The organism is Salmonella sp. SAL00672, from assembly GCF_046552175.1.
GTDB lineage: Bacteria > Pseudomonadota > Gammaproteobacteria > Enterobacterales > Enterobacteriaceae > Salmonella > Salmonella enterica.
Map to the genome: position 1 here is coordinate 508,807 of NZ_JBGDUQ010000001.1, position 13,324 is coordinate 522,130.

13 protein-coding genes and 1 pseudogene are annotated in these 13,324 nt (G+C 52.2%); 7 read left to right on the forward strand and 7 right to left on the reverse strand.

The features are described 5' to 3' along the window. Positions 1 to 13: 13 nt before the first annotated feature. From ACLJTG_RS02595 to ACLJTG_RS02605, 3 genes are read right to left on the reverse strand one after another with little or no spacing between them, the layout of a single operon-like run. Positions 14 to 337, reverse strand: coding sequence for a YdbL family protein (locus ACLJTG_RS02595; protein WP_000760414.1), 324 nt, complete (start codon positions 335 to 337; stop codon positions 14 to 16). A 7-nt stretch (positions 338 to 344) separates the two neighbouring features. Next, complete coding sequence (locus ACLJTG_RS02600) at positions 345 to 536, reverse strand: YnbE family lipoprotein (protein ID WP_000784063.1); 192 nt, start codon at positions 534 to 536, stop codon at positions 345 to 347. Beyond that, a complete protein-coding gene (locus tag ACLJTG_RS02605; protein ID WP_017465577.1) occupies positions 536 to 3,172 on the reverse strand; it encodes a YdbH family protein in 2,637 nt (878 codons plus the stop codon). The genes ACLJTG_RS02600 and ACLJTG_RS02605 overlap by 1 nt, the downstream gene beginning before the upstream one ends. A 239-nt stretch (positions 3,173 to 3,411) precedes the next feature. Between ACLJTG_RS02605 and ldhA the strand changes: the two genes are divergently transcribed. After that, positions 3,412 to 4,401, forward strand: a complete 990-nt coding sequence (ldhA, locus tag ACLJTG_RS02610; protein ID WP_000762206.1) for a D-lactate dehydrogenase — start codon at positions 3,412 to 3,414, stop codon at positions 4,399 to 4,401. A 110-nt stretch (positions 4,402 to 4,511) separates the two neighbouring features. Continuing rightward, positions 4,512 to 4,922: a heat shock protein HslJ gene (gene hslJ / locus ACLJTG_RS02615; RefSeq protein ID WP_079951418.1), complete on the forward strand. Its 411-nt coding sequence runs from the start codon at positions 4,512 to 4,514 to the stop codon at positions 4,920 to 4,922. Positions 4,923 to 4,965: 43 nt separating this feature from the next. Here hslJ and ACLJTG_RS02620 read toward each other — a convergent pair whose 3' ends face one another. Beyond that, positions 4,966 to 5,232 (reverse strand): DUF333 domain-containing protein, encoded by a 267-nt coding sequence (locus ACLJTG_RS02620; protein WP_001200679.1) that lies wholly within the window; start codon positions 5,230 to 5,232, stop codon positions 4,966 to 4,968. On the opposite strand from ACLJTG_RS02620, the gene ACLJTG_RS02625 reads away from it, so the two are divergent. The 3 genes from ACLJTG_RS02625 (at position 5,148) to uspF (ending at position 9,948) form a co-directional block, all read left to right on the forward strand. Next, positions 5,148 to 5,447, forward strand: coding sequence for a hypothetical protein (locus tag ACLJTG_RS02625; protein ID WP_001137722.1), 300 nt, complete (start codon positions 5,148 to 5,150; stop codon positions 5,445 to 5,447). The genes ACLJTG_RS02620 and ACLJTG_RS02625 overlap by 85 nt on opposite strands. Before the next feature lie 60 nt (positions 5,448 to 5,507). After that, positions 5,508 to 9,032, forward strand: a complete 3,525-nt coding sequence (nifJ, locus tag ACLJTG_RS02630; RefSeq protein ID WP_079951417.1) for a pyruvate:ferredoxin (flavodoxin) oxidoreductase — start codon at positions 5,508 to 5,510, stop codon at positions 9,030 to 9,032. A gap of 481 nt (positions 9,033 to 9,513) precedes the next feature. Next, positions 9,514 to 9,948: a universal stress protein UspF gene (gene uspF, locus ACLJTG_RS02635; protein WP_001082296.1), complete on the forward strand. Its 435-nt coding sequence runs from the start codon at positions 9,514 to 9,516 to the stop codon at positions 9,946 to 9,948. Positions 9,949 to 9,997: 49 nt separating this feature from the next. Here uspF and ACLJTG_RS02640 read toward each other — a convergent pair whose 3' ends face one another. Further along, positions 9,998 to 10,336: an SMR family transporter gene (locus ACLJTG_RS02640; protein ID WP_000159240.1), complete on the reverse strand. Its 339-nt coding sequence runs from the start codon at positions 10,334 to 10,336 to the stop codon at positions 9,998 to 10,000. Beyond that, complete coding sequence (locus ACLJTG_RS02645) at positions 10,329 to 10,481, reverse strand: hypothetical protein (protein ID WP_000089155.1); 153 nt, start codon at positions 10,479 to 10,481, stop codon at positions 10,329 to 10,331. The genes ACLJTG_RS02640 and ACLJTG_RS02645 overlap by 8 nt, the downstream gene beginning before the upstream one ends. Between ACLJTG_RS02645 and ACLJTG_RS02650 the strand changes: the two are divergent. Both ACLJTG_RS02650 and ttcA read left to right on the forward strand, forming a co-directional pair. Beyond that, positions 10,437 to 10,640, forward strand: a pseudogene (locus ACLJTG_RS02650) (tyrosine-type recombinase/integrase); the annotation flags it as partial. The gene ACLJTG_RS02645 and the pseudogene ACLJTG_RS02650 overlap by 45 nt on opposite strands. Positions 10,641 to 10,691: 51 nt before the next feature. Continuing rightward, positions 10,692 to 11,627, forward strand: a complete 936-nt coding sequence (ttcA, locus tag ACLJTG_RS02655) for a tRNA 2-thiocytidine(32) synthetase TtcA (RefSeq protein ID WP_001156208.1) — start codon at positions 10,692 to 10,694, stop codon at positions 11,625 to 11,627. 43 nt (positions 11,628 to 11,670) lie between these two features. Here ttcA and dbpA read toward each other — a convergent pair whose 3' ends face one another. Continuing rightward, entirely contained in the window at positions 11,671 to 13,044 is a 1,374-nt protein-coding gene (gene dbpA / locus ACLJTG_RS02660) for an ATP-dependent RNA helicase DbpA (RefSeq protein WP_000123700.1), read from the reverse strand. Positions 13,045 to 13,324: the final 280 nt, after the last annotated feature.

The window sequence follows — 13,324 nt, forward strand, 5'->3', positions numbered from 1 at the left end:
TGTCGGGAAGCGGTTATTTACGCATCCATTTGCCATTAATTCCCTGGACATATTCTCCCGGCCTGGCGCGCTCAACCAGTTTTTGCCCTGCCATCTTCGCCACCTCGTCCACGGGAAGATGATTGCTATCCGCTAACTGCTGATAACTGGCGCGGCGGGCATGATTAATATCAAGCACCAGTTTCTGGGTTTCGGCATCATTCTTTAAGGCCACCAGATAGCCATTCAGCGTTTCCCCGACCCGGCCCTGCGTGCGCGCTTCGTCCAGGGTTAAGGCCCACACAGAAGGTGTGAGCAAGCTCAGCGTCAGCACCCATAGCATTAAATACTTTTTCATTATGGCCTCAGAATAGATCGCTGCGTGATTTCAGGAGTTCTTCAACGTCTTTATCGACTTTGATATGTATTTCATGCTCGATCTTTACATTCATGTTGATGGTAATCGGCTGTTCCGGCGCGGCGACTTCAATACGTGGCGTGCAGCCCACCACGATAAATGACGCAAGCGCTGACAGCATGGCAATACTCATTTTCATTATTTATCCTCACAGTCCTTGTCTTTCCGGCAAGGAGGTTGCGGCAACGCTGTATTTTGTTCAAGCCATGCCTGTAAATTGTCGCCAAAACGCAAACTGCGCCACAGCGTAAACACATTTTCTTCATGGGTATAGTTCAAGTTAACGATCGCGGTTTTACCATCTACCCGGCTTTTGCCGGTAATGGCCGCCTGCATCGTTAGTACGCCCAGGTTATCAACGTTAATTTTCGTCCACGAATGCGTAATCTCCATATAACGTAGCCAGTTGATCGCCGAGCCTGCCGTGACATTATCCTTCACCACCGCATCCGCAGTATCTTTATCGATACGCAACGTCATTGGCCCAGGATTCGTAAGCCAGCCATCTTTGATTATCCATTTTTCATTGTTCAGCCACAGCGGCAGCGCGCCGCTAACCGGACCAGACATGGCGAATTGCTTTGGATTTATGGCGCTAATCAATTCGCTGGATGAAATATTTTGCACCCGCAAAAGCGCCGGGTCGTGCTGCGGCATTCGCAACTGTTTCATAATGATTTGACCGCCCAGCACGTCTACGCTGACATCGCTTAGCAGTAATGGATTCGACTCGCTCCAGGGATAACCGCCCTGTAAATCAGCGGTGATATTTTTCGCCGTGACCTGGTTAACTATCCCGGCGATACGCAGCGAGACGGGCCCGCGCGTCCCCAATTGCCACGCGCCGTTGTGGAAGCGAAATGGCAGAATGAAATCGACGCCGTTGATTTTGTTATCCGGCATCCAGGCGCTACCACCCTTTAACACGCCGTGTCCACCTGCTTCAAATCCCTGCCCCTGTGCGGCGGAAAAAGCCACCTGCGCATACAGTGAGCCTTCGCGCAGCGTCATTTTCCAGTCCGGTGGAAGCAACGGCTGGAAAACGATAAGCGACTGCTTCGGCCACCAGGCCTGTCCACGAAGGCGTTCGCCATCCCAGCGCCCATTCAGCCGTACCGGCCCTATCGCCCCCGCCCGAAGGTCGCCTTTAAACTGGAACAGGGTTGGCTCTCGCCCTTCAACGCTAAAATTAAGGGTAGAAGGCGGCAGCACGCTCCCACTGGTAAATACGGTTTTCCCCGCCACCAGAGACAGCGCGCCCTGTAGCGACGGCGTTGTGGCGTCGCGAACCCAGACAATAGGTTTATTCAGCGCCAGTCTTGGCGATGTGACAGTCATTGCGCCATAGTGCAACTGATCAAAACCGGTGGACAAACTGGTCAACCTGATGGTGTTATCATGCCATTCGCCCTGTCCGGCAATATCCCAGCGGGCGCGCATTGGCGTAAAGCTTCCTTGCCCCCAATAGCGCCACCGCCAGCGACCAGCATCAGGGAGAAAATCATTGGCCAGGCCATCAAGATGAAGAACGAAATCGCCCATCTCATTTTCGTGCGCCCGTAAAATAGCCTGTAATCGACCATCAACGCCGCGCGGTGTCACCTTGACGCCCGCCAGCGGCCAACGAATTTCATCAATATCTAACGCATCAATCACTCGCCCACGTGAGCGTAGCAATGCGCCAGGTGCAAAGGTGAGCTGCGGATCGACCAGACTGCCGCGGAACATAGCGGGCAAGACGGCATAAAAGATTAAATCCTTCTGTTTAGCCTCGCCGGTAAGCTGTAGAGGCATCTCACTGCTATCCATGCTGAGTTTTCCCGGGCCGATAGTCAGTACCGCGTTCGCTTTACCGGCATCGCCCTGGGTCAGAATATTCAGGCGTCCGCTGACTCGCGCATTATCTGGCCCGGCTTGCCAGTTATCGATATTAAAAGCCAGACGTCCGCTCAAGGGGAATCCCTGATATGGCCAGTTCCAGCGGCCATCGCTGATGGTAAGCCGCTGACGCGTTACCGCCCAGGGGAGATCGAGAATCGGGTCAGGATTACCTCGCGCCATCACGATGAGCTGTCCGGCGTTATCACGCCACTCCAGTTCCGCATCCACCAGCGACGGTTCCTGCGGCAGACGCAAGGTCGCTGCCGCATGACCGCTGACCGGCAGGCCATCCGGTACCAGCGGCAACACAAATTCCCCCGCCAGGCTAACGGGAGGCTGGTTCGCCAGCGCGGCGATCTCCAGTTGGCTCACCGTCAATGCCTGACCGCGTAGCTGCCCTTGAAATTTTACTTTTTCGCCCTGATAACGTATCTGCTGAATGACCGGCGTCATGGAGATCGCCAGCTTGCCCTGCCATTCCGGCCAGGGCGCGAGAATGACATTATCGATGTTAATCCAGGTATTGGGCAGCATTGACTGCCACTGCGCCAGCGTACGCGGCGCGGCGGGAGAAGCTTCCGTAGCGGGCAGTTTCGCCAGGCACGCGGCATCCAGTTTGAGGCTTTTAATATTCAGCAACCAACGGCTGGGATGCGTCAGTTCCGCCTGGGTAATATGCGCTAACGAACAATCATTGACCAGATAGCGAAGATCGGGAATCACTAACCCATGACGTGTCAGGCGTGGACTTTGTTCCAGAGCGATACGGGTACCGACGGGTAGCCAAATTCCCGCCAGAGTGGGAACCCACAGCCCGAGGGTCATCAGTAGCGTCAGTGGGATAAGAATCAGCAGTAACAGTAGCGCAAGGGCGGCTTTATATTTACCCTTCATGGGCCATTAATTTCCTGATTTAACGAAAAATTCAGTCGGCTATCTCTTTATTTTGGCATGATTGCCCGTACATAGCCTAATAGTTCATGTTGCAGGGGCGCCCTCCGGCTATTTGAGGCGTTGTGGAGAATGATAACCTAAAATTATTCATTATATGTATGACTATCAATTATTTTTGATTTTTTGTAAGATAATTTTAAGCATATTTGTGTGATTCTAACATCACTGGAGAAGGTCATATGAAACTCGCCGTCTATAGTACCAAACAGTATGACAAGAAATATCTACAGCAAGTGAACGAAGCGTTCGGTTTTGAACTGGAGTTTTTTGATTTTCTGCTGACCGAGAAAACAGCGAAAACCGCCAATGGATGTGAAGCAGTGTGTATCTTCGTGAATGACGACGGGAGCCGACCGGTACTGGAAGAGCTGAAAAAACACGGCGTGAAATACATCGCGCTGCGTTGCGCCGGATTTAATAATGTCGACCTGGATGCCGCTAAAGAGCTCGGTTTGCAGGTGGTCCGCGTGCCGGCTTATTCTCCGGAAGCCGTCGCTGAACATGCGATTGGCATGATGATGACATTGAACCGCCGTATTCACCGCGCTTATCAACGCACCCGCGACGCTAACTTTTCCCTTGAGGGACTGACCGGCTTTACCATGCACGGAAAAACCGCTGGCGTCATTGGTACCGGTAAAATCGGCGTCGCCGCGCTGCGTATCCTGAAAGGCTTCGGAATGCGTTTACTGGCGTTTGATCCCTATCCCAGCACCGCCGCACTTGACCTCGGCGTCGAGTATGTGGATCTGCAAACGTTGTTTGCCGAATCAGATGTCATTTCTCTGCACTGCCCGCTCACGCCGGAAAACTACCATTTACTGAACCATGCGGCATTCGATCAAATGAAAAATGGCGTTATGGTCATTAATACCAGTCGTGGCGCGCTGATTGATTCCCAGGCGGCTATCGAAGCTCTGAAGAATCAGAAAATCGGCTCGCTGGGGATGGATGTGTATGAAAACGAACGCGACCTGTTCTTTGAAGACAAGTCAAACGATGTTATCCAGGATGATGTTTTCCGCCGTCTGTCGGCCTGCCATAACGTACTGTTTACGGGGCACCAGGCATTCCTGACCGCAGAAGCGCTGATCAGCATCTCTGAAACCACGTTACAAAACTTAAGCCAGCTTGAGAAGGGCGAAGCCTGCCCGAACGCGCTGTTCTAATCCTGTCGCTCCCCTGCGCTCAGGGGAGCATTTTCGGATAACCCCTGAAGATCTATCCGGTCATATCATTACTATAGTCAGTGTTAACTATCAGATTACAGAGAATATCAATGAAGAAAATCGTCACGCTGGTCGCCCTGAGCATCATAATGGCAGGGTGTGTGAGCAGTGGAAAAGTGTCCGTCAAACGCGAGCAACTGGAGCACCACCGCTTTGTTCTGGAAAGCGTAAACGGTAAAACGGTCACCGGCCCGGAGCTCAGCTTTGGCGAGGACATGACGGTATCCGGCAAAATGTGCAATCAATTCACCGGCGAAGGAAAACTGTCTGACGGCGAATTAAAAGTGAAAAATTTAGCGATGACCCGAATGATGTGCGCCGATCCGCAGCTTAATGCGCTGGACGGCACCCTCAGCGAGCTCTTCAGCAAAGGCGCGCAGGTCGATTTAACTGCGAACCAATTAACGCTGGCGACGGCAGAAACAACGCTAATGTATAAACTGGCGGATTTAGCGCACTAAGCCATTAAGTGAAAAGTTATACGCGTCAGGCGAAACGCCGCGCTTAGTAACTCCCGCAGTTTCCGGCGGCAAGCGACTGTTCGCTACAACGTTTGCCGTTGGGTAGCGCGCACATACCAATTACTGAACCATCAAGCTGCCGGGCCGCTGAAAGCGAACCGCCAATCATAGCGCAATTCGCTTCGCCGGCGCTGGACATCGCCGCTTTCATCCCTGGCGAAACATGTGCCGCGGTTGCCTGCTGAACAGGTTCGCTACTGCAAGCCGACAATAATAACGCGGCACATCCCACCCAAAACGCTGCGCGCATTTCTCTCCCCTCTGTTTATTCATCCAAACGACACCGCCCTAAATAATAGGCAGCAGAAACTGACGCGTCGAGAGGCAAAGCGCGCATTTATGCGCTTCATTAACATTTATTGGCAATTTTTTACGTCTTTTCGGCAAGAAATCGCCATTCTCCTCCCGCCAGGGACACAAAAGCGAAAATGGGGCTTGAAGGGCTTTGCTAAAATAAAAGGATAACTACAGGATGCGCTCACGATTATGCGTGTCCCTCTTTTTTGCGCAATGTAAGGGTGTCATATGCAAACAATTGACGGTAATGGCGCGGTAGCGTCGGTGGCGTTCCGTACCAGCGAGGTTATCGCCATTTACCCGATTACGCCCAGTTCAACAATGGCTGAACAAGCGGATGCCTGGGCCGGTAATGGGCTTAAAAATGTCTGGGGCGATACGCCGCGTGTGGTAGAGATGCAGTCGGAAGGCGGCGCGATCGCCGCCGTTCACGGTGCGTTACAAACCGGTTCGCTTTCTACGTCATTTACATCATCGCAGGGGCTGCTGCTGATGATTCCAACGCTGTATAAACTGGCGGGGCAGCTCACGCCGTTTGTACTGCACGTTGCCGCGCGCACCGTCGCCACACACGCGCTTTCTATTTTTGGCGACCATTCCGATGTGATGGCGGTCCGCCAGACAGGCTGCGCTATGTTATGCGCCGCCAGCGTTCAGGAAGCGCAGGATTTTGCGCTGATCGCGCACAGGGCTACGCTGAAAAGCCGCGTTCCGTTTATTCATTTTTTTGATGGCTTCCGTACATCGCATGAAATCAACAAAATTATACCGCTAACGGATGAAACCATTCTGAACCTGATGCCGCAGGCGGAGATCGACGCTCACCGCGCCCGCGCGCTGAATCCGGAACATCCGGTGATTCGTGGAACTTCAGCGAATCCGGACACCTACTTCCAGTCTCGCGAAGCGACCAACCCGTGGTACAACGCCGTTTATGATCATGTTGAAGAGGCGATGAAGGCATTTGGCGACGCTACGGGCCGTCAGTACCAGCCATTTGAATATTATGGCCATCCCCAGGCTGAACGCGTCATCATTATGATGGGCTCCGCCCTCGGCACCTGCGAAGAGGTCGTGGACGAGCTACTGATACGCGGAGAAAAGGTCGGCGTTCTGAAAGTCCGTCTGTTCCGTCCCTTCTCCGCCAAACATTTGTTACAGGCATTACCGGGAACCGTTCGCGCTATCGCCGTGCTGGATCGCACCAAAGAGCCTGGCGCGCAGGCCGAGCCGCTTTATCTGGACGTGATGACCGCACTGGCGGAAGCCTTTAATAATGGCGAGCGCGAAACGTTGCCGCGCACCATTGGCGGCCGTTATGGGCTATCATCCAAAGAGTTCGGCCCGGCGTGCGTACTGGCGGTCTTTAATGAACTCAGCCATGCGAAACCCAAGCCACGGTTTACGGTGGGCATTTATGATGACGTTACTAACCTCTCGCTGCCATTACCGGAAAATACCCTGCCCGGCAGCGCTAAACTTGAAGCGTTATTTTACGGTCTGGGAAGCGACGGCAGCGTATCCGCCACGAAAAATAATATTAAAATTATCGGTAATTCTACACCGTGGTATGCGCAAGGTTATTTCGTTTATGACTCTAAAAAAGCTGGCGGGCTCACGGTATCGCACCTGCGCGTCAGCGAGAAACCCATTCGTTCCGCTTACTTAATTGCTCAGGCGGATTTTGTCGGCTGCCACCAATTACAGTTTATCGATAAATATCAGATGGCGGAGCGTCTAAAGCCCGGCGGTATCTTTCTGCTTAATACGCCGTACAGCGCCGACGAGGTCTGGTCGCGTCTGCCGCAAGAAGTTCAGGCGGTGTTGAATCAGAAAAAGGCGCGTTTTTACGTGGTTAACGCGGCGAAAATCGCCCGCGAATGTGGACTTGGCGCCCGCATCAATACCGTCATGCAAATGGCTTTCTTCCACCTGACGCATATTCTTCCGGGCGATAGCGCCCTGGTTGAGCTGCAGGGCGCGATTGCCAAAAGCTATAGCAGCAAAGGACAGGATCTGGTTGAGCGTAACTGGCAGGCATTGGCTCTGGCGCAGGAATCGCTGGCGGAAGTGCCGTTGCAGGCGGTTAATCCGCATAGCGCGCATCGCCCGCCGGTCGTCTCCGACGCCGCGCCGGATTTCGTGAAAACCGTTACCGCCGCCATGTTGGCGGGCCTCGGCGACGCACTGCCTGTTTCCGCCCTGCCGCCGGACGGAACATGGCCAATGGGCACCACCCGCTGGGAAAAACGCAATATCGCCGAAGAGATTCCTGTCTGGAAAGAGGAACTGTGTACACAATGTAATCACTGCGTCGCTGCCTGCCCTCACTCGGCAATTCGTGCGAAAGTCGTTTCCCCGCAGGCGATGGAGAACGCGCCAGCCAGTCTGCATTCGCTGGACGTGAAGTCCCGCGATATGCGCGGCCAGAAATATGTGCTGCAGGTCGCGCCGGAAGACTGTACTGGCTGTAATTTATGCGTAGAGGTCTGCCCGGCTAAAGATCGGCAAAATCCACAGATCAAGGCGATTAACATGATGTCGCGCCTTGAGCATGTGGAAGAAGAGAAAGTGAATTATGACTTCTTCCTCGACTTACCGGAAATCGATCGAAACAAACTGGAACGAATTGATATCCGCACATCGCAGCTTATTACGCCGCTGTTTGAATATTCCGGCGCCTGTTCCGGCTGCGGTGAAACGCCGTATATTAAACTGCTGACTCAGTTATATGGCGACAGAATGTTAATCGCTAACGCCACGGGGTGTTCCTCTATTTACGGCGGTAACTTACCCTCTACGCCTTATACCACCGATGCCAACGGACGCGGCCCGGCGTGGGCGAATTCGCTATTTGAAGATAACGCGGAATTTGGCCTCGGTTTCCGTCTGAGTGTGGATCAGCACCGGGCGCGCGTCATGCGTTTACTGGCGCAATTCGCCGATCGCATTCCGGCGGAATTAAACGATGCGCTGCATGCCGAAGCAACGCCTGACGTTCGGCGTGAGCAGGTCGCCGCATTACGCCAACATCTGAAATCGGTTGCGGGCGCAGAGGAACTGTTAAAGGATGCTGATGCGCTGGTAGAAAAATCAATCTGGCTGATTGGCGGCGATGGTTGGGCATACGACATCGGCTTTGGCGGTTTAGACCATGTGTTAAGCCTGACGGAGAATGTCAATATTCTGGTTCTGGATACGCAGTGTTATTCCAATACTGGCGGCCAGGCGTCGAAGGCGACGCCGCTTGGCGCCGTCACTAAGTTTGGCGAACATGGCAAGCGTAAAGCCCGTAAAGATCTTGGCGTCAGCATGATGATGTATGGTCATGTTTATGTCGCGCAAATTTCGCTGGGCGCGCAGTTAAACCAGACGGTGAAAGCCATCCAGGAGGCCGAAGCCTGGCCAGGACCGTCGCTGATCATTGCCTATAGCCCCTGTGAGGAACATGGTTACGATCTGGCGCTAAGCCATGACCAGATGCGCCAGTTAACGGCGACCGGTTTCTGGCCGTTATACCGCTTTGATCCCCGCCGCGCGGATGAAGGCAAGCCGCCGCTGGCTCTGGACTCTCGGCCACCGTCTGATGCCCTGGCGGAAACGTTGCTTAATGAACAGCGTTTCCGTCGCCTGAATGCGCAACAGCCTGAAGTAGCTGAACAATTATGGCGAGATGCCGCATTGGATTTGCAAAAACGCTATGACTTTCTTGCCTTGCTGGCAGGAAAAGCGGAAAAACCCGGCGCAGATTAAAAAATATTCTAAGGATTAACCTGGAAACAAAAAAAGCCCGAACATCCGTTCGGGCTTGTCAATTTATACGCTGGAAAGCAAAGGTTAACGCAATGGCCCAGCGACAAAATGAATATGTGACAATAAAGGCATATAACAGGCGTAGAATATCGTAACCGAATGATATTGTATAATTTTTATTTCGTATAATACCCCCAAAAGCATTCGTATAAATTATATCTATTTCACTGCGAATTATTTCATTAATTATTGAATTAAACGGTAACATCTCTTTTTAGGTCTTTCCTGACAAGGCAGAAATAACGTTTTAACGTCAACTCGCTGATTATTTACGTGGAATACGCGTAATATTACGCCGTCCTCCCCTGTTGGTAGTCCCCGCAGAGTATCGTGGAGCAGCACCTAAAATGTGACGTATGTCATTGTACATAAAGTGCCTTTAGGGAGTAGAATTTCAGTGGATACTTAAACAGGAGGTTTTATGAACAGAACGATTCTTGTACCCATCGATATTTCAGATTCAGAATTAACTCAACGCGTGATTTCGCATGTTGAAGCCGAAGCAAAGATTGACGACGCTAAAGTGCACTTTTTGACTGTAATCCCGTCTTTGCCCTATTACGCTTCCCTGGGACTGGCTTATTCAGCAGAGCTTCCCGCAATGGACGATTTGAAAGCCGAAGCCAAATCTCAACTGGAAGCGATTATCAAGAAATTCAACCTTCCTGCGGACCGCGTGCAGGCTCACGTTGCAGAAGGCTCTCCTAAAGATAAGATTCTGGAAATGGCAAAAAAATTACCGGCCGATATGGTGATTATCGCCTCGCATCGCCCGGATATTACTACCTATCTGTTGGGTTCCAACGCCGCAGCCGTTGTGCGTCATGCGGAATGCTCCGTACTGGTGGTGCGCTAAATACCCGAGCCCGCATAAGAGAGTGCGGGCTCAAATCAATCATCATCGCCTAGTGACTGACACTTTTTGAAAACAGATTGATTACGATTACGCCGCAGATGATAAGCAACATGCCAATAATAGCCGGCATATCCAGTTTTTGGCCGAGAAATAACCATCCTATCAATCCAATAAGAACAATCCCTACCCCAGACCAAATAGCATAAATGATACCCGCAGGGATGGTTCGCATTGGGATGGTAAGACACCAGAACGCAATACAATATCCGATGATAGTAACGAGGCTCGGTACCAGACGCGTAAAACTATCTGATAATTTTAATGAGATCGTGGCGATAACTTCTACCACGATGGCGATAAATAGAAAGATTACAGCTTCTTTAGTCATACATCTCTTCGTTCCAATATTTTTCGGGTCGTGATGATATCTTAAGTAATACGGATGACAGAATAAAGACGCTTTTGAACCATTGCGTATCTTGCCATAAAAACGTGCTGGCATTCGTCGCCGTAATCCGTACCATACGCGACATACTTTTGCCTGCTGGCTGTTGACGGCAGGAGCGAACCCGGCATTTATCGCCAGCCAAATGGGGCATGAAACTGCGCAGATGGTGTATGAAATTTACGGTATGTGGATTGATGACATGAACGACGAACAAGTAGCGATGTTGAATGCGCGGTTATCGTAATTGCAAAGTTTGCCCCCAATTTGCCCCATTTAGTACCAGAGAACTGAAATAATGCAAGAAATTCAAAAGAATACAAAGAAAGAGCAATACAACCTCAACAAGTTGCAAAAGCGCCTGCGCCGTAACGTTGGCGAAGCGATTGCCGATTTTAATATGATTGAAGAAGGCGATCGCATTATGGTTTGCCTTTCTGGCGGCAAAGATAGCTATACGATGCTGGAAATTTTACGTAATTTGCAGCAAAGCGCCCCGATCAATTTTTCACTGGTCGCCGTCAACCTCGATCAAAAGCAGCCAGGTTTCCCGGAGCATATCCTGCCAGCCTACCTTGAGCAGCTAGGCGTAGAATATAAAATCGTCGAAGAAAACACCTACGGCATTGTGAAAGAGAAGATTCCGGAAGGAAAAACCACCTGCTCGCTGTGCTCGCGTTTGCGTCGGGGTATCCTGTATCGTACGGCGACTGAACTGGGCGCGACCAAAATCGCCCTGGGCCACCACCGCGACGATATTCTGCAAACCCTGTTTCTGAATATGTTCTATGGCGGAAAAATGAAAGGGATGCCGCCGAAGCTGATGAGCGATGACGGCAAACATATCGTGATCCGCCCGCTGGCTTACTGCCGCGAGAAAGATATTATCCGTTTTGCTGAGGCCAAAGCCTTCCCTATCATTCCTTGTAATCTGTGCGGTTCGCAACCCAACCTGCAACGCCAGGTGATTGCCGACATGCTACGCGACTGGGATAAGCGCTATCCTGGACGGATCGAGACGATGTTTAGCGCCATGCAGAATGTCGTGCCGTCTCACCTTTGTGACACTAACCTGTTCGATTTCAAAGGAATCACTCACGGTTCCGAGGTCGTCGACGGCGGCGATTTAGCGTTCGATCGTGAAGAGATTCCCTTGCAGCCCGCTGGCTGGCAGCCGGAAGAAGATGACACCGCCTTAGAGGCGTTGCGGCTTGATGTTATCGAAGTGAAATAATCTGCAGGCGTCTCAGCACTCCGCTGAGACGCCATGCTATCGATCATTTTAATAGCCGTACCCGGCATGACTTGCCTTTGATCTTCCCGTTTTGCAACTGCTTCCAGGCTTTTTGCGCTACTGCTTGACGTACGGCGACGTAAACGTGCATTGGATGCACGTTAATTTTGCCAATATCCGCCCCGTCTAATCCAATATCGCCGGTCAGCGCGCCCAAAATATCTCCCGGACGCATTTTCGCTTTTTTGCCGCCGTCAATGCATAGGGTAGCCATCTCTGCGGCCAGAGGGAGTAACGGCTGCCGGGCGGGCGCATTCAGCCAGTTCAGCTTGAGTTGCAGCATTTCTGAAAGAATATTCGCCCGCTGCGCCTCTTCCGGCGCGCAGAAACTGATCGCCAGGCCGCTGCTTCCCGCGCGCGCCGTACGGCCAATACGATGGACATGCACCTCCGGGTCCCAGGCCAGTTCATAGTTAACCACCAGTTCGAGCGATTTAATGTCTAACCCTCGCGCGGCAACGTCGGTGGCAACCAGAATGCGCGCGCTGCCATTTGCAAAACGCACCAACGTCTGGTCGCGGTCGCGTTGTTCCAGATCGCCGTGGAGCGCCAACGCGCTTTGTCCTACCGCATTAAGCGCATCACAAACGGCCTGACAATCTTTTTTGGTATTGCAAAACACCACGCAGGACGCTGGCTGATGCTGGCTAAGCAACGTTTGTAGCAGCGAAATTTTTTCATGCGCAGATGTTTCGAAGAACTGTTGTTCGATAGCCGGTAGCGCATCTACCGTATCGATTTCAATACGTATTGGCTGCTGCTGTACACGACCGCTAATCGCCGCAATGGCCTCAGGCCAGGTTGCTGAAAACAACAACGTCTGGCGCGTCGCAGGCGCAAAGCGGATCACCTCATCAATGGCGTCACTGAATCCCATGTCCAGCATTCGGTCTGCTTCATCCATTACCAGAATGTGCAACGCATCCAGCGATACGGTTTCTTTTTGTAAATGATCCAGCAGGCGCCCCGGCGTCGCGACAATGATATGCGGAGCGTGCTGAAGCGAGTCGCGCTGTACGCCAAAGGGCTGCCCGCCACACAAGGTCAGAATTTTGGTATTTGGCAGAAAACGGGCCAGGCGACGTAACTCCCCGGCTACCTGATCCGCCAGCTCCCGCGTCGGGCACAGCACTAATGCCTGTGTCTGGAACAGAGTGACATCAATTCGATGCAAGAGCCCAAGACCAAACGCCGCCGTTTTACCGCTACCGGTCCTGGCCTGCACACGCACATCATTTCCCGCCAGAATGACGGGTAATGCTGCGGCCTGAACAGGCGTCATCTCAAGATAGCCCAGCTCAGTAAGGTTATTGAGCTGGGCGGCGGGCAAAACATTCAGGGTTGAAAAAGCGGTCACAATTTACTCTCGCGGTAACGACTCATAGTCAGCAGGCGCGTATCCTCGCAGATCCGGACGTTTGATGCGACATTTTAATCGGTTCTTCGTCCGGCGGCGGGTCGGGCATCGGCTGAGGACGGGGAAGCGGCTCAGGAATGGGAACAGGGTCAGTGGGAATCGGGTCCGACAAGGACGAGTGTAGATATAATAAGGTTAAAAGACAGCTCATATTACCCTCCAGAATGTCATTCAGACTCTTAAAGGGTAGACGCTGATATCCTACAGGCAAAAAAAAGCC

What these genes read in the sequence shown, in the direction of transcription:
- ACLJTG_RS02595 (WP_000760414.1), bottom strand. Translation starts at nt 337, where the DNA reads ATGAAAAAGTATTTAATGCTATGGGTGCTGACGCTGAGCTTGCTCACA.
- ACLJTG_RS02600 (WP_000784063.1), bottom strand. Translation starts at nt 536, where the DNA reads ATGAAAATGAGTATTGCCATGCTGTCAGCGCTTGCGTCATTTATCGTG.
- ACLJTG_RS02605 (WP_017465577.1), bottom strand. Translation starts at nt 3,172, where the DNA reads ATGAAGGGTAAATATAAAGCCGCCCTTGCGCTACTGTTACTGCTGATT.
- ldhA (WP_000762206.1), top strand. Translation starts at nt 3,412, where the DNA reads ATGAAACTCGCCGTCTATAGTACCAAACAGTATGACAAGAAATATCTA.
- hslJ (WP_079951418.1), top strand. Translation starts at nt 4,512, where the DNA reads ATGAAGAAAATCGTCACGCTGGTCGCCCTGAGCATCATAATGGCAGGG.
- ACLJTG_RS02620 (WP_001200679.1), bottom strand. Translation starts at nt 5,232, where the DNA reads ATGCGCGCAGCGTTTTGGGTGGGATGTGCCGCGTTATTATTGTCGGCT.
- nifJ (WP_079951417.1), top strand. Translation starts at nt 5,508, where the DNA reads ATGCAAACAATTGACGGTAATGGCGCGGTAGCGTCGGTGGCGTTCCGT.
- uspF (WP_001082296.1), top strand. Translation starts at nt 9,514, where the DNA reads ATGAACAGAACGATTCTTGTACCCATCGATATTTCAGATTCAGAATTA.
- ACLJTG_RS02640 (WP_000159240.1), bottom strand. Translation starts at nt 10,336, where the DNA reads ATGACTAAAGAAGCTGTAATCTTTCTATTTATCGCCATCGTGGTAGAA.
- ACLJTG_RS02645 (WP_000089155.1), bottom strand. Translation starts at nt 10,481, where the DNA reads ATGTCGCGTATGGTACGGATTACGGCGACGAATGCCAGCACGTTTTTA.
- ttcA (WP_001156208.1), top strand. Translation starts at nt 10,692, where the DNA reads ATGCAAGAAATTCAAAAGAATACAAAGAAAGAGCAATACAACCTCAAC.